Source organism: Thermithiobacillus plumbiphilus (assembly GCF_038070005.1).
Classification (GTDB): Bacteria; Pseudomonadota; Gammaproteobacteria; order Acidithiobacillales; family Thermithiobacillaceae; genus JBBPCO01.
In genome coordinates this window covers 65,969-83,286 of record NZ_JBBPCO010000004.1, presented here as the reverse complement: position 1 = coordinate 83,286, position 17,318 = coordinate 65,969, and the positions used below count along the sequence as shown (strand labels likewise).

The 17,318-nt window shown below is 63.7% G+C and carries 15 protein-coding genes; 9 read left to right on the top strand and 6 right to left on the bottom strand.

The features are described from left to right. The first annotated feature begins 4 nt into the window (after nucleotides 1-4). The 9 genes from WOB96_RS05530 (at nucleotide 5) to WOB96_RS05490 (ending at nucleotide 6,851) form a co-directional block, all read left to right on the top strand. Entirely contained in the window at nucleotides 5-1,696 is a 1,692-nt protein-coding gene (locus WOB96_RS05530; protein WP_341370286.1) for a hypothetical protein, read from the top strand. A gap of 9 nt (nucleotides 1,697-1,705) precedes the next feature. After that, the gene (locus tag WOB96_RS05525) at nucleotides 1,706-2,503 is read left to right on the top strand and encodes a phage BR0599 family protein (RefSeq protein WP_341370285.1); all 798 of its coding nucleotides are present in this window, start codon (nucleotides 1,706-1,708) and stop codon (nucleotides 2,501-2,503) included. Nucleotides 2,504-2,512: 9 nt separating this feature from the next. Further along, nucleotides 2,513-2,752 carry a hypothetical protein gene (locus WOB96_RS05520; RefSeq protein WP_017365809.1) on the top strand — a complete coding sequence of 80 codons (240 nt, stop codon included), beginning with the start codon at nucleotides 2,513-2,515 and terminating at the stop codon, nucleotides 2,750-2,752. Further along, nucleotides 2,749-3,018: a hypothetical protein gene (locus tag WOB96_RS05515; protein ID WP_341370284.1), complete on the top strand. Its 270-nt coding sequence runs from the start codon at nucleotides 2,749-2,751 to the stop codon at nucleotides 3,016-3,018. Before WOB96_RS05520 ends, WOB96_RS05515 begins: the two co-directional genes overlap by 4 nt. Next, nucleotides 3,015-5,216 carry a phage tail protein gene (locus tag WOB96_RS05510; protein WP_341370283.1) on the top strand — a complete coding sequence of 734 codons (2,202 nt, stop codon included), beginning with the start codon at nucleotides 3,015-3,017 and terminating at the stop codon, nucleotides 5,214-5,216. The genes WOB96_RS05515 and WOB96_RS05510 overlap by 4 nt, the downstream gene beginning before the upstream one ends. After that, complete coding sequence (locus WOB96_RS05505) at nucleotides 5,216-5,566, top strand: DUF2793 domain-containing protein (protein WP_341370282.1); 351 nt, start codon at nucleotides 5,216-5,218, stop codon at nucleotides 5,564-5,566. Before WOB96_RS05510 ends, WOB96_RS05505 begins: the two co-directional genes overlap by 1 nt. Before the next feature lie 66 nt (nucleotides 5,567-5,632). Beyond that, nucleotides 5,633-5,923 (top strand): DUF6127 family protein, encoded by a 291-nt coding sequence (locus WOB96_RS05500; protein ID WP_024892233.1) that lies wholly within the window; start codon nucleotides 5,633-5,635, stop codon nucleotides 5,921-5,923. Next, on the top strand, nucleotides 5,920-6,396 hold the full coding sequence (locus WOB96_RS05495; RefSeq protein ID WP_341370281.1) for a hypothetical protein: 477 nt from the start codon (nucleotides 5,920-5,922) through the stop codon (nucleotides 6,394-6,396). The genes WOB96_RS05500 and WOB96_RS05495 overlap by 4 nt, the downstream gene beginning before the upstream one ends. Continuing rightward, complete coding sequence (locus WOB96_RS05490) at nucleotides 6,393-6,851, top strand: lysozyme (RefSeq protein WP_341370280.1); 459 nt, start codon at nucleotides 6,393-6,395, stop codon at nucleotides 6,849-6,851. Before WOB96_RS05495 ends, WOB96_RS05490 begins: the two co-directional genes overlap by 4 nt. A 14-nt stretch (nucleotides 6,852-6,865) precedes the next feature. Here the strand turns inward: WOB96_RS05490 and brxL are convergent, their stop codons facing one another. The 6 genes from brxL to pglX are packed head-to-tail and all read right to left on the bottom strand — an operon-like array spanning nucleotide 6,866 to nucleotide 17,301. Next, entirely contained in the window at nucleotides 6,866-8,947 is a 2,082-nt protein-coding gene (gene brxL, locus WOB96_RS05485) for a BREX system Lon protease-like protein BrxL (RefSeq protein WP_341370279.1), read from the bottom strand. Further along, nucleotides 8,944-11,472, bottom strand: a complete 2,529-nt coding sequence (locus WOB96_RS05480) for a PglZ domain-containing protein (RefSeq protein ID WP_341370278.1) — start codon at nucleotides 11,470-11,472, stop codon at nucleotides 8,944-8,946. Before WOB96_RS05480 ends, brxL begins: the two co-directional genes overlap by 4 nt. Before the next feature lie 25 nt (nucleotides 11,473-11,497). After that, nucleotides 11,498-11,932 carry a DUF488 domain-containing protein gene (locus WOB96_RS05475; RefSeq protein ID WP_341370277.1) on the bottom strand — a complete coding sequence of 145 codons (435 nt, stop codon included), beginning with the start codon at nucleotides 11,930-11,932 and terminating at the stop codon, nucleotides 11,498-11,500. Next, nucleotides 11,929-12,546 (bottom strand): DUF488 domain-containing protein, encoded by a 618-nt coding sequence (locus WOB96_RS05470; RefSeq protein ID WP_341370276.1) that lies wholly within the window; start codon nucleotides 12,544-12,546, stop codon nucleotides 11,929-11,931. The genes WOB96_RS05475 and WOB96_RS05470 overlap by 4 nt, the downstream gene beginning before the upstream one ends. Continuing rightward, complete coding sequence (locus WOB96_RS05465; RefSeq protein ID WP_341370275.1) at nucleotides 12,543-13,256, bottom strand: dual OB domain-containing protein; 714 nt, start codon at nucleotides 13,254-13,256, stop codon at nucleotides 12,543-12,545. The genes WOB96_RS05470 and WOB96_RS05465 overlap by 4 nt, the downstream gene beginning before the upstream one ends. A gap of 1 nt (nucleotide 13,257) precedes the next feature. Further along, nucleotides 13,258-17,301 carry a BREX-1 system adenine-specific DNA-methyltransferase PglX gene (gene pglX, locus WOB96_RS05460; RefSeq protein WP_341370274.1) on the bottom strand — a complete coding sequence of 1,348 codons (4,044 nt, stop codon included), beginning with the start codon at nucleotides 17,299-17,301 and terminating at the stop codon, nucleotides 13,258-13,260. Between the last annotated feature and the right edge of the window lie 17 nt (nucleotides 17,302-17,318).

The following is a 17,318-nucleotide window of genomic DNA, read 5'->3' as shown; positions in this document are numbered from 1 at the left end:
GATCATGCCGACCTTTCCCGGTTCCATCCTGCCCGGTGCCGCCCGCCAGGAGCCGCCGACCTGGTCGCGCTCGCCGGAGGTCTCCGAGCGCGTGCCGGTCGCCTTTCCTTTCGACCCGAGTGCGAGCTCGATCGCGCGTCCGGGTACGCGGCTCGACACCCAGCCCGTCGACGAGCTGCGGCTCGGCGTCAACGGCGCTCTGCTGCCCGCCTTCGGGGCCGACTGGTACCACCGCATCCACGTCATCCCTTCGACCATCGATCTCGGCAACCTGGTGAGCCCGGTCGAGCGGGTGCTGGAGGTGTGGAACGCCCGGTTCGACGCGCAGACGCTCGATGCCATCGACGAGACCGGAACGGACGGGCTGCTGCTCTCGGGCCAGCCGGCGCCGCCGCTCGCCTTCGGGCCGCTGCAATCGCGCCTCTACACCTTCGCAGCGGGCACGCGCGGGGCGCCGGTGATCGACGCCGCCTACCGCTTCGTCTTTGCCGGCGGGCTCACCGCGCTGCTGGTGGTCACCGGCCGCCGCGTGGTGGTCTTCGGCATGCGTCCGGACTGGTCGCAAGGGATCACCGAGCGGCTGGAATGGCTCACCGAGGTGCTGGAGTCCTACGACGGCACCGAGCAGCGGGTGCGCCTGCGGCAGCTGCCGCGACGCGGTTTCGAGTATGGATTCCTAATCGAGGGCCGGGACGCCCAGGTGCTGGATCATCTGCTGTTCGCCTGGGGCGCACGCATCTACTGCCTGCCGGTGTGGACCGACGTCTCCACCCTTGCGGGCGAGGCCGCCGTCGGCAGCACCGCGCTCACCGTGCAGGATGCCGCCAACAGCGACTACCACGCGGGCGGCCTGGCGGTGCTGTGGCGCTCCAACACACGGCACGAGGCGGTGGAGATCCTCTCCATCGCCGGCAACACGCTGACCCTCAAGCTCCCCTTGGCCGGGAGCTGGCCGGCCGGTACGCGGGTGTTTCCGGCGCGGCTCGCCCGCCTCGAGGGCGAGGCGGCCGTGGCGTGTCCCACCGACACCATCGCCGTCGGCCGGTGCCGTTTCGGCGTCGAGGACATCACGGCGCCCGCGGTCGCCGACGCGGGTCCGGCCTATCAGGGCTACCGGGTGTTCGACTGGCGGCCGGACCGGAGCACCGACCTCGAGGACAGGTGGCGGAGGAAGCTCTCACTCATCGACTACGGAACGGGACTGCCGACCTTCGACGACGAGTCGGGCGCCCCGCTCATCGGCCGCACGCTGACCTGGCTGCTCACCGACCGGAGCGCGGCGACCGCCTTCCGGGGCTGGCTCGCCGCGCGCGCGGGACGGGCGAATCCCTGCTGGTTGCCGACCTTCGAGTCCGACCTCGAAGTCAGCCGCACGGTGGCGGCCACGGATGCCGGCCTCGTCGTCCGCAACGTCGGCTATGCCCGCTTCGTCGCCGCCGATCCCCTGCGGCGCGACCTGCGGCTCCTCACCACGGCCGGCACCTTCCATCGCCGTATCACCGGGGCGAACGAGATCTCCGAGGACGAGGAGCTGCTCTCCCTAGACGCGCCGCTGGGCGTGACCCTCGAGCCCCAGCAGTTCCTGCAGGTCTCGTACCTGGAGCTGGCCCGGCTCGACCAGGACGCGGTCGAGCTGCATTGGGAGACGGACGCCACGGCGCGCGTGCAGCTCTCCACCCGGACGTTGAGATCATGAGCTAGGACCATGAGCTATCTGGGCATCGAACAGTCCGCCCACGGCGGACAACCGCAGGAACTCTACCGCTTCTCCCAGGGCGCGCAGCGCTGGCTATACACCTCGGGGCAGACGGCGGTGGACTACCAATCCGAGACCTATCAGCCGGCGACGATCTCGCGCGGCGGCCTCGAGCAGAGCAACGAGCTCGCGCGGCTGGGGCTGGAGATCCGCATGCCGCGCGACCTGGCCGTGGCGAGTCTATTTCTCGCCGCCCCGCCCGAGGGTGTCGTGAGCGTTACCCTCTACCGGCGCCATGTCGGCGACGCCGAGTTCATCACCTACTGGAAGGGGCGGATCACCGGCGCGCGGCTGTCCGGCGCCGAGGCCACCCTCAAGTGCGAGCCCATCGCCTCGAGCCTGAAGCGGCCGGGCTTGCGCGCCCGCTACCAGCTGCTGTGCCGCCACGTGCTGTACTCCAGCGGATGCGGCGCGCTGAAGGACAGCTTCCGCGTGGACGGCACCGTAGCGGCGGTGAGCGGCGTGACCGTCCAGGTCGCCGTCGCCGCCAGCCGGCCGGACGGCTACTTCGTGGGCGGCATGCTCGCCACCACCGCCGGCGCGCGCATGATCGTCGGTCACGCCGGGATCGACCTCACCCTGGTCGCTCCCATGGTCGGCCTCACGGCGGGCGATGCGGTCCAGCTCTATGCCGGCTGCGACCACACGATGGCGCATTGCAAGGACAGGTTCGGCAACCTGGACAACTTCGGCGGCTTCCCCTTCATCCCGGTGAAGAACCCCTTCACCGGCGACGCCATCGTGTGAGGCTTTCCCATGTGGCAACAGATCATCATTTGGGTCGTCACCACGGTACTGTCCGCGCTGCTCGCGCCGCGCCCCAAGGTGCAGGACGCCCAGCCCGGCCAGATCGGCGACAAGGACGTGCCCATCGCCTCCCAGGACGCCCCCATCCCGGTGCTGTTCGGTACGCGGGTGATCTCCGGGCCCAACGTGGTCTGGTACGGCGACGTGCAGGTGCGGCCGATCCGCAAGTCCTCCGGGGGCAAGAAGTGAGCGTGCTGGCGCGGCTGGAACATGCCCGCGCCCTGGGCTACTGCGCCCGCGGCATGCGTCGCTGGTTCGAGGGGCGCAGCCACACCTGGGCCGAGTTCGTGGAGCGAGGTGTTCCGGTCGATTGGCTGCGCGCCACGGGTGACGCGATGGCGATCCGCGTCGCCGAGGAAGCCGACAAGGCCCAAAGGGCCGCAGGACAGCACGAAGTGCTGGTCCCGAGCGCAGCGAGGGATGCGCGAAGCGCACAGAAGGAGCAGGCAGGATGAGCGGCGGCGGCAAAGGCAGTCAGGAGTACACGGTCGGATATTGGTACGGCCTCGGCGCCCACCTCGCCCTGTGCCACGGCCCGCTGGACGCCATCAACGAGATCCGGGTGGGCGAGCGCGTCGCCTGGTCGGGCAACGTCACCGGCAACACCACCATCACCATCGACAACCCCAATCTCTTCGGCGGGGAGGAGCGCGAGGGCGGCGTGCAGGGGCCGGTGGACATCCTGATGGGCGGGCCGACCCAGGGACGCAACGCCTACCTGCAGGAGCGCCTCGGCGCCGACATTCCGGCCTTCCGCGGCGTGGTGTCGCTGATCCTGCGCCGGGTGTGGGTGGCGGCCATGAACCCCTACATCAAGCCATGGTCGGTGCGCGCCAAGCGGGTGCCGAGGCAGTGGTACGCGGCCAAGGCCGAGATCTCCGGCGACGCCAACCCGGCCCACATCGTGCGCGAGTGCCTCACCAACGGCGAGTGGGGCATGGGTTACCCGACGAGCGACATCGACGACGCCAGCTTCACCGGGGCCGCCGACGCGCTCCATGCCGAGGGCTTCGGGCTGTCGCTGCTGTGGAACAAGGAAGAGACCATCGAGGACTTCATCCTGTCGGTGCTCAGGCACGTGGACGGGCTGCTCTACGTCCATCCGCGCACCGGGCTCTTCACCCTCAAGCTCGCGCGCGCCGATTACACGCTCTCCAGCCTGCCGACCTTCGATCCGGGCAACATCCTGCGCATCGAGGAGTTCACGCGGCCCTCCTGGGGCGAGATCACCAACCAGTTGACCGTCGTCTACCGCGACGGCGCCACGGACAAGGACGGCAGCGTCACGGTGCAGGACATCGCCGCCGTGCAGCTCAACGGCGGCGTGGTGGCGACCACGGTCAACTACCCCGGCATCAGCCGAGCGGAGCTGGCCAACCGGGTGGCCATGCGCGAGTTGAAGCAACTCTCAAGCAGCCTCGCCAAATGCACCTTCGTCGCCAACCGCCAGGCATCCGGCCTCAACATCGGCGACGTGGTGAAGCTCTCCTGGCCGCCCTACGGCATCGACCAGATGGTGATGCGTGTCGCGCGCATCGCCTACGGGGAGCTGGCGAACGGCGCGGTGCGGGTGGAGTGCGTGCAGGACATCTTCGGCCTGCCGCAGTCGGTCTATTCGGCGCCGCCCCCCTCGGGCTGGACGGAGCCGACCAGCCTGCCGGCGCCGTGCCCCCACCAGACCCTGTTCGAGGTGCCGTACTGGTCGGTGGTCAAGGACTTCACCGGCGAGTCCCAGAGCCTGCTCGGCGACATCGACGATCTCGACGGCCTGGTGGCAGCCTGCGGTTCGCGCCCCTCGTCGGACGCCTTCGGCTTCAAGGCGCTGGCCCGCGTCAGCGGCAGTTTCGCCGACAAGGGCTTCGGCATCTTCACGCCCACCGCGCTCCTCACGGCAATGCTGCCGCAGTCGGCCGTTCAGGTGAGCGTGGGACTGACCTCCGGCATCGGCCTCGAGGAGGTGTCTGCCGGAGGACTCACGGTGATCGACGGCGAATGGCTCAAGGTGGTGTCGCTCAACCTCGCGACCCAGACCGTCACCCTGGAGCGCGGGATGCTCGATACGGTGCCGGCGAGCCACCCCGCAGGCAGCCGCATCTGGTTCGTCGACGGGCACCAACACTACCTCACGCCCGAGTACGTCGCCGGCGAGCGGGTAGCGGTGAAGCTCCTCACCCGCACCACACGCGGCACGCTGCCCGAGGCGGCGGCCACGGAGATGAGCCTGCCGCTCGACAAGCGCTTCATCCGTCCGTACTGCCCCGGCAACGCCCAGATCAACGGCAAGCGCTATCCGACCGCGGTGGCCGGCGAGATCAACGTGAGCTGGGCCACGCGCAACCGCCAGTCCCAGACCGCCTACCTCGTCCTGCAGACCGAGGGGGCAATCACGCCGGAGGCGGGCCAGACCGTCACCGTGCGCTTCTACAACGAGAACGGGCAGCTCGCGCGCACGGTGAGCGGCATCACCGGCAACGCTACCACCTGGCCGCAGGCCGAGGAGCTCGCCGACTCCGGCCTCGGGCGCGTCAACGCGCTCGTCAAGGTGGAGATCGAGGCGAGCCGCGACGGCCACGTGTCCTGGCAGAAACACGTCATCGAATTCGACCGTACCGGCTACGGCCTGCGTTACGGCGACTACTACGGAGGTGCCTGATGGCTTTGAATGACCCGAACCTCGGCCTCGCCTACGGCTGGGCCCAGGGCGAACACAATTGGAACGGCGGCATGGACGCCAACCTGAAGCGCCTCGGCGCAGTGGTGGGGCTGTCGGTCAAGGACCGCGACCTCGCCACCCCGCCCGCGACACCCGTGGACGGCGATCGCTACATCATCCCGGCAGCGGCCACCGGCGCCTGGGCGGGTCGCACCGACCAGATCGCGGTGCGCATCGCGGGTGTCTGGGAGTACCACGTCCCCAAGATCGGCTGGACCTGCTTCGTCGAGGACGAGGGCGTGCTCTCCGTCTACAAGGCGACCGGCTGGAGCCCCGGTATCGCCGTCTGATCGCTTCCCTTTCCTTCATCCACCGAACCCGCCGCCCGGCGGGTTCTTCGTTTTCGGAGACCAGCAATGAGCCCACCCACCCTGCAAGACGGCATGGTCGTCATGCCGCGCGATGAGTTCGAAGAGCTGCTCGCACGCGCCGCCGAACGCGGCGCGAGGCGCGCCCTGGCCGACGTCGGCCTAGACGGCGAGGACGCCGCCCACGATATCCGCGAGCTGCGTGGCCTGCTCGAAGCCTTCAACGCCGCCAAGCACACCGCCTGGCAGACCGTGATTCGGCTCGTCACCACCGGCTTCCTCCTGGCTCTGGTCGCGGGCGCCGTCATCAAACTCAAGGTGTTCGGAGGTGGCCAATGATCGAGACCCTGCTCGGCGGCCTCCTCGGCGGGGCCTTCCGTCTGGCGCCCGAGATTCTCAAATGGCTCGACCGCAAGGGCGAGCGCGGCCACGAGTTGGCGATGCAGGACAAGGCCCTGGAGTTCGAGAAGCTGCGCGGCGCCCAGCGCATGACCGAGATCGGCGCCGCCGGCGAGGCCGCCTGGAACAGCGGCGCGGTCGAGGCCTTGCGCGAGGCCGTCGCCGCCCAGGGCCAGCGGTCCGGTGTGCGGTGGGCCGACGCCCTCTCCACCAGCGTGCGGCCGGTCATCACCTACTGGTTCATGACGCTGTACTGCGCGGCCAAGACCGCCGCCTTCGTCGGCGCGGTCGATGCGGGTGTGGAGTGGATTCCGGCCATCCAGGCCGCCTGGACCGAGGCGGACCAGGCGCTGTGGGCCGGCGTGCTGAACTTCTGGTTCCTCGGCCGCGTGTTCGATCGGGTGCGCCCGTGATCGAAGTCCCGTCGGCCGCGATCGACCTGGCCAAGCGCTTCGAGGGCTTCCATCGTGTTCCCAAGCACGATCCGCAGCGTCTCGCGCACCCTTACATCTGCCCGGCAGGGTATTGGACCATCGGCTACGGTCACCTTTGCAAGCCCGACCATCCGCCGATCACGGAGGACGAGGGCGAGATCTATCTGGCCCAGGATCTGCGAACCGCGCTCGCCGCCACACTGCGCTACTGTCCGGTACTGGCGACCGAGCCGGAGGGCCGGCTCGCAGCCATCGTGGATTTCACGTTCAACCTCGGCGCGGGGCGGCTGCAGACCTCGACGCTGCGGCGGCGCGTCAACCAGCGCGACTGGTCAAGCGCAGTCAACGAGCTGCGGCGGTGGGTGTATGGCGGCGGTAAAGTCCTACCAGGGCTGGTAGCGCGACGCGAGGCGGAAAGCGCTCTCCTCGGATAACCACGTCCTGATCATCAGGCACGGAAGATGTCGACCTTTGTCTCGAGGCACTTGCGCATGCTCAAATCGTTGGCGCCGACCTCGAACCAGCTACCGGGCTTCTGATAGAAATCCAGGCCGCGGCCAATCTTGATGACCCAGCCGTTGTCCAGCCTGATTTCCCGGTCATGCATGTTGGGATTGAGCTTCACTTCGAGCTCAACGTCCAGCTCCAGAAGGCTCTGCTTCAATTCGTCCAGCTTTTCCGCAATGTCGGCAAGCTGCGTGTTGTCGTCGTAACCGGTGAAAAGGGTGATTTTTCTGACGGTGCCCGCCTTCACGACTGTTTCGCAAAAGCGGACGAAATTCTGAATCTGGTGCTGGAGTCGAATGTACGGGTCTTCGATGATCACCGTCTTTGCGCCACGCAGGTACGGCCCCATGATCGACTCGTAGCTGTATCCGGTATCGCCATACAGTATCGTGAAATGCTGCTCTTTGAGTTCTTCCACCGTCTCGGGCGGGCTCATCGTAGTATCAGCAGGCACAACCGGCGGTTCTGCTGGAGTGACTGGAAGCGGCGCCGTCTGAGCCCCTCGATCAAGTGAGACGTCCTCCTGATGAAGCTGTCGCCGTGCGGGCCGCTGCGTTGCCGTCGCGTCCTTTGACTCCGGACAGAACACCACCACCTCGTCTCCACTGCCCTTGAAGTAGGAAAGATTGATCAGCGCAAACTCATCATCCGGTTTGCGCTTGTTCATCTGCTCTTTCACGCGCCGACGGCATTCCACAGCGTAGGCGACGTACTCTTCAAACTCGTCGTCAGATGGCTGGCCATTCGGGTGCAGGATCTTCAGGAAGGCGCAAACCGTCTTCTTGATGCCTTTTTCGTCACGACCCTCGATGGCCTTGCCCAGCTTGATCCGCTTGCTCACCTCCTCGTACCGGTTGGTGTGCTGGAACTGATAGTGGAAGGCCTCGGCAAGGTAGTCGGTGATGAAGCCATAGTGGCTCGTCAAGAACTCGCTGCTGTTTTTCGGCATCTCCCACCCTGGGATATAAGCCGCGAAGCGGTCCATCACCGCCAGGTCGAGTTCGGGCGGGAGCGGCTGGAACAGGTCATGCTGATCCGAGTTCACGACCTGTTGCACGGAAAGATCTATGTTGCCGACAAAGCTCAGGCTGGCATCGGCGATCACTTCGGCACCGCGTGAAAAACGCCCGTTGGCCATGAAGTCCTTCATGATCTGGATGGTGTCCGGATCGCGAACCTTGATTCCCCCCACCTCGTCGAACGCCACCACATCCCAATAACCCACCAGTCCGACCTTGCGGCGGGCGTTGTTGTAGAAGAGGGTGGCCTTGGTCGCTTGGCCGCCAGATATCAGCGTGGCATAAGGCGAGAACTCGCTGAAGAAATAGGATTTGCCGGTTCCACGCGGCCCAAGTTCGATGTAGTTGTAATTCGGCTCTACCAGTGCAGCCAGGCGTGCAATGAAGTGAAGCTTTAGCCGATGCGAGAGTTTGGCCGGTTCTAGCCCGACCGACCGCAGCACAGCATCAAGCCACTCGTTCCGGCCAAATGCATTGCGCCCCTCGACGTAGCGCTCAAAGTCGAAGCGGGAGAGCTGGATCGGCCGCAGGTCCTCGATGTAAAACGCGTAGTCGTCCTCTTCGATATCGTTGTGGGAGATGGTGACCTCGGCCCAAATCCCCCCTTCTAGCAGACGGTCGTTATCGCGGTAGAACTTCTCGCTGATGGCGATGCGTTGCGAGTTGAAGTTCTCCAGCGATGCCCAATGCCGCTTCTCTTTCTCGACATAGCGGACATGCACCTTGTCGATGAAGCGATGCTTGCCCTTGGTCGCCACCCGTGACTGCGCAGCATTGGCCTCGTCGGGGCGAACGTAATTGTCCTGCAGTGTGGCCAGCACTGCTTCCATGCCCGCATCCATCTCCGCCTGGTCATCACTGGCGCAGAACCGCGCCAGGAGAAATTCCAGGACGAAAGTCGGGACGTTGGTTCCCTTCTTGATCCGGTGCAGCAGGTCCTTTCGGACCACCTTGCCGTCGAAGGTGGACGTCAGTTTCTTGTCAAGTTCGTCCAGCTCGTTCATACCGTGTAGTCCGTTTCCAGATTGAGCGCGCAGTAGCTGGCCAGCGTCGTCGGATTGAGCGCCTTCACGCTGAATTTGCCTTCGAAGTCCGGGTCCATGCGCAGCGCAATCTGCTTACGCTGCCCGGGCATCAAGCTCAGGGTGCGCGTGGCCGGGTTCACCTCGCCGCCAGGTCTTGGCTCACCAACGACATTGCCCTTGCTGTCCTGGGCCTCAAGAAGAATCTCCACACTCATCCCCTGCGAGAACATATCGTCAGAGACCAGTATCACTTCGATGACGGGGACTCGCGTAGTAATTCGTTTCGCCCCGTTCTTGTAGGACAGTTCGATCGCCACCTTCGCCATCTTGGGTTGCTCGGCGGCATCGAGTCTGGCGAGCAGTACCGGCACTACAGCTTCAGTCAGTGATGCGCCGCCGTGGAAATACTGATGTCCTGCGCGGTACGGCGCCATGCTCCGCGGCAGCGCGGCTTGCGCGAAATCACCCCGTATCCCGAGCTTTTCGGATGCCACCACCAGGCTATGGCCGTCGCCCGCACCGTCGCCCAGCATCATGCGGTCATGGGCATTGAAGGGCCACGCACCGCTTGGCTTCTTGCAGACATCGCCGGCCTCGGCCTGGGCATTCAAGAAGAAGCCATGGTCGGTCGCGATCACGGCCTCCTTGAAGCCCATCCCGCGCAGCTTATGCAGTGCGACGCGAATCAGTTTCAGGATTCCAGGAATCAGGCCAAGCGTGGATTCCGGGTTGTTTTCCAACTGGCTGTCGATCTCCGTGGAGCGCAGCACCAGCAAATCGACCGTCTCCGCGACCTTCGGCTTGCCGCGCACGAAGTCGTTGAGCTGCATCTCCGCGAATCGGTCGCCGAAACGCTTCCGAAACGCATCCATGCGCTGGACCACTGTGCCCACTGGCACACCGGCCAGCTTGGGCAGCAGCGCTTCCTTCTCCAGGGCAAGACTGAGCTCCGCGCGTGCACCCGGAAGGAGGCTTGCCATCCCCACGATCGTGATGGAGGGTAACTGGGCGTAGGCCGCTTGAAGCTCCACCGGCCCGTCCTCCGACAGCATCTTCTCCAGCGCCACCCCCAGCTCGTAGCGCAGCGCATCGACCATCAGATAGGCGACCTTCCGGCCTTTTTCCTTCAGGCGGTCGGCGACCAGGCGATCGAATACATCGGCGTTCGCCAGCCGGCCGGCGGGGGGCCAACCGGAGGTTTCGAGATGCTTCACAAACAGGCCCTGCACCCGCTCTGTAAGCCTTCGATAACGTGCGCGGGCCTGCTGGACTACCTCATTCATGAGGCCGTGCGGATCGAGAAAGTCTCCCACCGCCTGCTCGAACTCTCGTTGCAACCGGTCGGCCTCGCGCAGGCTCCCTAGATAGAAGTCCAGCAACTCGGCCTGCGAGCGTGAGTAATCTGGCAACTGCCGCTCGAAGTCCTCGCACGCCTCCACCAATGCCAGGCCCGCGCGCACCAGATCCCACTGAGCCTGGCTCTCCCCCTTTCCGCGCCACACCGACCCTTTGTGCCTCGCGAGGATTTCACGGGTCGTGTCGGTTTCGCCGGTGCTGATGCCCTTGATGGCAGCACGAAGAAACGTGCGCTCTTCGAACGGGAAGGTGTCGCGTTCGCCCAGGTCGTCGATAGCCTGGCACGCCTGCGCCAGGTTCAGCTCGGACTCGATGGCCTCGGCCCGCTCGATGTACACGGCGCGCGTCTTGGGCCCGTTGCGGAGCTGGTCGCACACGTCCTCGACCACTGGCTTCGCCTCGATCGGCGCATGCGGCACATCCTGGAGCGATTCGGGAAGCGGTTCAGGCAGGTCGAACACGAACTCGCTGAACAGCACGTAGCGCCAAAGCTCGTCGGCTACTGACGCCCACGTCTTGCCGCGCGTCTTGAGCGATAGGCCAAGCGAAGCGCGCAAGAAGTCGCGCGCCTCCTGCACCCAACCCTCCTGTGCCTTCAACGCATCAAGCTGGGATTCGGAAGGCAGAAGCAAGGCGGCCAGAATCTCGCGCGCCGAATCGGCCTTGAGCGTGGCACGCAACTGCGGCCAACTGACCCCGCCGCCAATCGCGTCGATCACGGCAAACGAGGGCGCGCCCTCACTTGCCGAGAAGACGCGGCGAATTTCCGTGTGGTGATCCGGCTTCGCCTTCAGGCAAAGGCTCAAGTACTCGTCGCCATCGTCCTGCGGGAAGATCGACCCGCACGCGGCGAATGGGGAGAACGGATCGATCTGCCTTTGCTCGTCGGTCTCAGGCCGTTTGCTTGGCACATAGATCAGCACGCCCTGCAGCTTGGAGCTGGGCTGGCCCACCGTGCGCAATGCGGCAAGGGCCGCCTCCCGGCTTTCGATGCTGCTCTCGGAAGCGTCGACCACCTGGGTCTTCTCGTCTTTCAGATCCAGGCACAGGTCCTTGTACCGCCCCTGGACGTCATACACGACCAGGCAGCCCGCGGCGGCAAGACGGGGCCGCAGGATCTCCTCACGAATGAAATCGGCGATGGCCATTATCCAGATTCCCCCTGGTGAGCTGTCATAGATGAATGATTTCGAGGTCACCCCAGCGTGACCGCAAGTGCTCGGCCACCAGCCGACGATGGCAATGCTCTGGGGTCGGCTCGCTGCAAAGCAGGCACCCGCCATCAATGAGTTCCTTGGGAACCTTTTCCTCGATTCTTCGACGAGCCATCAATTCCATGAACTTCCGCTCGTAGGCGGACCAGTCCCCGCCGTTTTTCTTGTACTCGTCGAGAATCTCCTTGGTCGGAGCCAGGTCGGGACGGTGGACGTAGTCGATGCCGTTGATCTCGCGCAGGAAGAACCGAAGATCATCCTTTTTCGTGAAACCCGCGAGCTGAGACACGTTGTTGAGCCGTGCGTCGACCAGCCTGACCAAGCCGGGTTGCTTGAGGCGCGTGAAGAACTGCTCGGCGTTCTTCTTGGTGAAACCGATGGTAAATACCTTCATCCCGGCCTCCTGTCGCCGCTCTCTTCCTTCAACATCGCCTCGTCCTCATAAGCGATTTGTTCGCCTCGAATGCGGTAAGCATCGACGAGTATCTCTTCCCGGCTTCTGAACATGTCCGCATCGGACATTTTCAGCAGGTCGAGCATGCGGGCTTCCATTTCCGCATGCTTCTCCAGGTGGCCATCCGCGTGGATGTGCTCAACCGGGGTACCGGACTCAAAAACCCGACGCGCGACCAGCACGGCTCGATGGCAATCCAAGGGATCCTTCTCGGCGCACATCAAGGTGATGCGGAACCGCTCGATGCCCGCGCGCAGACGTTCCAGCCCAACGGCAAATTGCGGCTCCTTGGCGAGGAGCTCGTACTGCACCTTACCCTGGCGGTAGCAGGCCGGGTTTTCGCTCCTGGCTCCCAGCTCCTTGCCGAGGAATACGTAGGCGATCTGCTCCCTGGCAAGCGCAGCCTTCAATGCCTCCTGGGAATACTGCGGAAAGTGTCGGCTATAGGGATGCGAGCGCACATCCGCCAGCGCCGTGATGCCGTGCTGCTTCAGCAGCCCGACAAACACCTCGATCGGGTGGGTGGAGTGCCCGACGGTGAACAGCACACTCATGCACCAACCCTCTCTGGCGTGATGATGGAAGCCACCAGCTTGTAAGCGAAGGTTTCGCCGTTCTGGTTCGTGTGCAGCTCGGACAGGCTCACGCACGCGATCACCGACTCGAGGTGATACTCGCCAGCCCCTTGTTCGAGGCAGGCTGCCTCATATTCCGGATCGGTCAGGTCCAGCTTGTATCTCTGACCTCGATGCTCGAAACTCGCCCGCACGATCAGCTTCGTGTTGCCGAAATCCGGGGCCTTGGGGCCCGCATGGAGGACGATCTCATCCAGTTCGATCAAGCGCAGGGACCCGCCGTCTTCGTCAATGAGCGCCTCCGGGACGCGGTTGTTTCGGTTGTAGTACGCGCTGAAACCGTTCGTCCAAAGGTCCGCGTCCGGGTCGACCAGGGCACCAACGTCCTGCCAGGACGCGCGCCCCTTCTTCTCCCAATAGAACCGATCGTCGATCAGCACGTTCTCTCTCTGGTGCCCGTGGGGCCGTTCCTCGATGCATGGAATTTCGATGACATCGAGCAACTGCGCCGTCTTGCCATCCGAATAGCGACGGTCGAACTCGGAAATTTCGTGCCCCGGCCGATCGCTGATTGGGCGAAACCACGACCGGTCGCCGAGGCGCTTGCCGGCGACACAGCGCCCCGCGATCTTCCTGGAATTAGCCAGGCAGACAATCCGTTCGACAAAGTTCGGCGCGTCATCGCTCATCTCATCCTCCCTTCTTCCGGCCGCGTGTCTTCTTGGGCTTCGCTTCCGGCTCCTCGTAGATCTCTTCGAGCCCATGGGCGATGGCCAGCGACTTGTCGGTCTTGCATTTCTCGCGCACCCGCTCAGGCCAGTAGTTCATGGCTAGGTGCGCCCAGTCGTACTCGCCTTTCTTGAGCTTCTCCCACGTGTCCTTGAGCACCTTCTGCCAGGGCTTGTGGCGGAAGAGCGGCCACAGCGGCGCGGCGGAAATCTGCACGCCGTCGTCGTGGTTAGGCTTGTAGGTCGGCGCGAGCTTGAGCAGGGTGTCACGCAGCTCGATCAGCTCCAGCTCGAAGGCCTGGAGTTCCTCGAACTGCTTTTCCTCCGCACGGCTGCGGCCGGCGCCCTTGTTGCGCAACTGGACGGTGGCCTCGCTCACCTGCTTGAGCTTGGGCTCGACGAAGTCGTTGATGGCGGTGTAGAGCGTCTGGCTGGAAAGCGCTGCGTAATAAATCCATAGAACGTAGCTACCAGACGCAGTGGAGAGTGGCCAATAGATGGGTGCGGTGCGTCGGCTCTTGCCGTATTGAGCAATATGTGCCGGGAAAAACCCCCTCTCGAAATACTGATCCAGATCGCAACCCAATGCCTCAAGGATTTCACCCTCGATGCCGCCCGCATTACTAGGCCACATGCTCGCAAGGGCATTCTGAACAGCGGCAATAATTGCTCTTGAATGCCCTGTATCGCTAACAAGAATAGATTTCCCACTCTTGCTTCGCTGTGCGGCCGGGGGCACCCTGGGAAGCTCATCGAACGGGTTGCTTACAAAGTGATCCAGGGGGCCCCTGTCCACCTCGTCCTCAGTCCAACGACCGAAAGCCATGCCGACCGCATAGGAGACGACTCTTTCCGCCATCTGCCTCTTATCTATCGCAAGAGTGGAAACAGCCCGCTCGACTGACTCCGGGGAACATCGAAGCAAGTGGCAAATCAACTCTGTCTTACGATCGACAAAGTAGCTCTTCTTCGTGAGCCATCGGGACGCGCCGTCTTGTTCGACCCCTCGTCTGATCAGCTGGTCTACGGGCAGAGTCCACAGCGAGGAAACATCGTCGACCGAAGCTTCATCCCCATACTCGCAGAGATGTGGCCCAACCTCGGCCCGAACGTATTCAATCTCCGCCTGCGACAGGTTCCATGCCTGCGTAACAGCGGTGTCGATACGGAAACTCGCGCGGAGAGCTTCGGTCACCAGGCGCTGCCTCACGGCAGTTATCCGATGAGCTGCTTCACTAAGATTCTTGACGTTACTGAGTGAATAGCCAGCAAAGAAGCAGGTCGTCTCGTCCAACGATTGGTCATAGGCGACCAGCCTAAAGAGCGAGTCACAGTCCTCGTCGAATCCGTCGTACGCTAGATTGCTTATGACAGACGCTGGTATGGAATTCACGACTTTGGTCGTGTATCGGCGCGCGGCGCTACCGGAGGTAGCGATATCACCGCCACCAACAGCTAGTTCAAGGTAAGCCTGCGAAACTCTACTAAGGAAATAAACGATCGACCGCTGCAATAACTTTCGGTCGTCAATGAACCAGCTCTGCGCGTTGTGACTGAAGATGCATCCTGCCGGAAGTACCTTGGCCGCAAAAGCACTTGCGGTTCGCACTGTATAAGTGGCACCCGCTTGGAAATACAGATCGCTGTTCTTGACGACGAACGACCAGTTTCCATTCAAATAGGGATACTTCTGGCACACGGACGCCTTGATTTGCTCGCCGTCGACTCCCCAATCGACTAGCAGATGGATGTCGTCATAAGGGGGCGAATACTCACCGCCTTTTGAGAATCGACGCCACCGCTGCTCTGTACCAATCGCCGCCGGAGGAACCTCCCAGGCCAGTCGGACGAACCGGAAATCGTCAGCTGTGGCAAGCCCCTGCCGCACCGTTGCAACGTTTTCTTGGAACGACTCGGCTACTTGAAAGCGATCGAGGAAGACAACAGGTGCCCAATAAGCAAAGACGTTCCCGGGAATTCTCTGAATGACATCCTGTGGGATAACAAACACATCTCGCCGGTCAGCGACTGGCTTCTGGATTTCCTGATTGGCCTTGAGAAGGCTGGTCTCCTTGTCGCGCGTGGCAAGGTGTCGGCTTGCGACGATCCGGTGATCCTCTCCAACGCCGTGCTGAATGACATATGCAGCGGCCTCCACAAGGGCGTCATCAAGCACACCGAGACCGAGATCGGCAAAAAGGAGCAACTGATTCTTCCAGACAACCTCCGTTCGCCACGACTCGCTGTCTCCCATGAAGAACCCGGTACGGGCGCTGAGGACACCCACCATGCCGCTCGTTCGGGTGATCTCGAGAGCGCGCTCAACGAAGCACTGAAAAATGTCCTGATGGGAGTTCGGATACGTCTGCTTTTGGTAATCACGAGCCCGCTCGGCGGCCTCGCCGAAAGGTGGATTCATTACCACCACGTCGAACGTTTCGCGGGCCAGGTCAACCAGCCTCAAGCCATGCAGCGCATCCTGAACAAACAGACGTCCCTGGTAAGTCGATTTCGCCGCTTGGGCGAACTCGGTTAGCGCCTTACGCAAGCGCCCCTCCGCCTTGCGCCACTGCTCCATGTCCGCCTCCTTGAACATGGGGCCGTGCTCGCCATAGACCTCCCGGATCAGATGGGGCAGTTCACGTTCCACTTGCAGCAGCACGCCCAGCTCGGGCAGGCCCTTGAGCAGTTGTAGGGTCTTATCGAACAGCTCGGCATCGAGATGATCCAGTACAGCAGCGATCTGCTGGTGCAGCTCCCGCTCCGCTGGAGGTGCCACGGCGGCGAGTACGTGCCCGCGGCCTATGGCGGGACGATCCTTGGCCGGGATGCGTGCCTCATGCCAGGCCCGCTGCGCCCGCAACCAGAGAGCCAACGTGGCAATCTGCGCAGCACGGGGGTCGATGTCTACACCGTAAATGTTGTTCTCGATGATCAGGCGTGGCACATCCCGCAGGAATGCAGCCTCGTCCAGATAGGTCTGGCAAAGCGGTTTGAGGTCTGTCTCCGGTTGGGTCGAAACATCAAGCGAACCGGGGCCATGCTGCTGCTCCCACGCCCAGGCCTCGCGATATATTTCCAGAAACAGGTCGAAGGCGTAGAGGCCGAAGTGCATCGAGCCGCAGGCGGGGTCGAGCAGTTTCAGCGTCCTGGGGTCGCGCAGGCGCGCGGTTGCCTGGCGCTGCTCGTCGGGCTTCACCAGCAGGTACTGGCACCGCTCGCGCAGCGCCGTCTGGCCGCTGGTGGCGTTGAACCAGAGCCTACCCAGGGTGTTGTCCACCAGGAACTCCACCACATAGCGCGGGGTGAAGAACTGGTTGCGAACGGCCAGCTCGCGGCTGTTGCGCGGCGCCTGGCTGGCGTCCCGCATCGCCTTGCGCTCTTCCTTGGAATTGAAGTACTGGTAGATCCAGCCGATGGTCTCGTCCTCGGCCCATAGCGGCTCGATCTCCGGATCATTGATCAGGGCGAGCACCCCGAGCAGGGCCGCCTCGCGCGGAAACAGGCGGCCTTGGGGCGAGTAGCGGTCGAACAGGCTGGGAAGGTCCTGCGCCAGCTCGTCGAAGACGCTGAAGAGATAGACCCGATAGGCGTCGCCCGTCTCGCCCAGGCCGGTACCGGCAAGCCGCGCATAGAGCTGGAAGCCTTTCGCCTGGTATCCGTTGCCCACCGATTCGATCAGCAATCCACGGGCCTCCGCCATGCGCAGGGCCGCCAGGCGGTTGAGCACGGTAAAGGCTTGCTCGCGCACGATGCGGTCCAGGCCGGCTTGGGTCTCGACATGCTCTGCAGCGCAGTAGTGCGCCAGGGTATCGCGCAGGATGCGCGCGGTCTCCCGCTGCGCGTCGTTCAGGTGGCGCAGGCTGTCGATCGCAGTGACGGCGCCCAAAACGGGATCGAGACCGTAATCGTTCTGAAGCTGACGGGTGAACTCTTCCTCAAGCGTGCGGCGCGCCTCGTTGACGAAGTCGCTAAGACGCTTTCTTGTTGTTTGGTCGAAGGCCATCAATCGGTTCCTGTTGT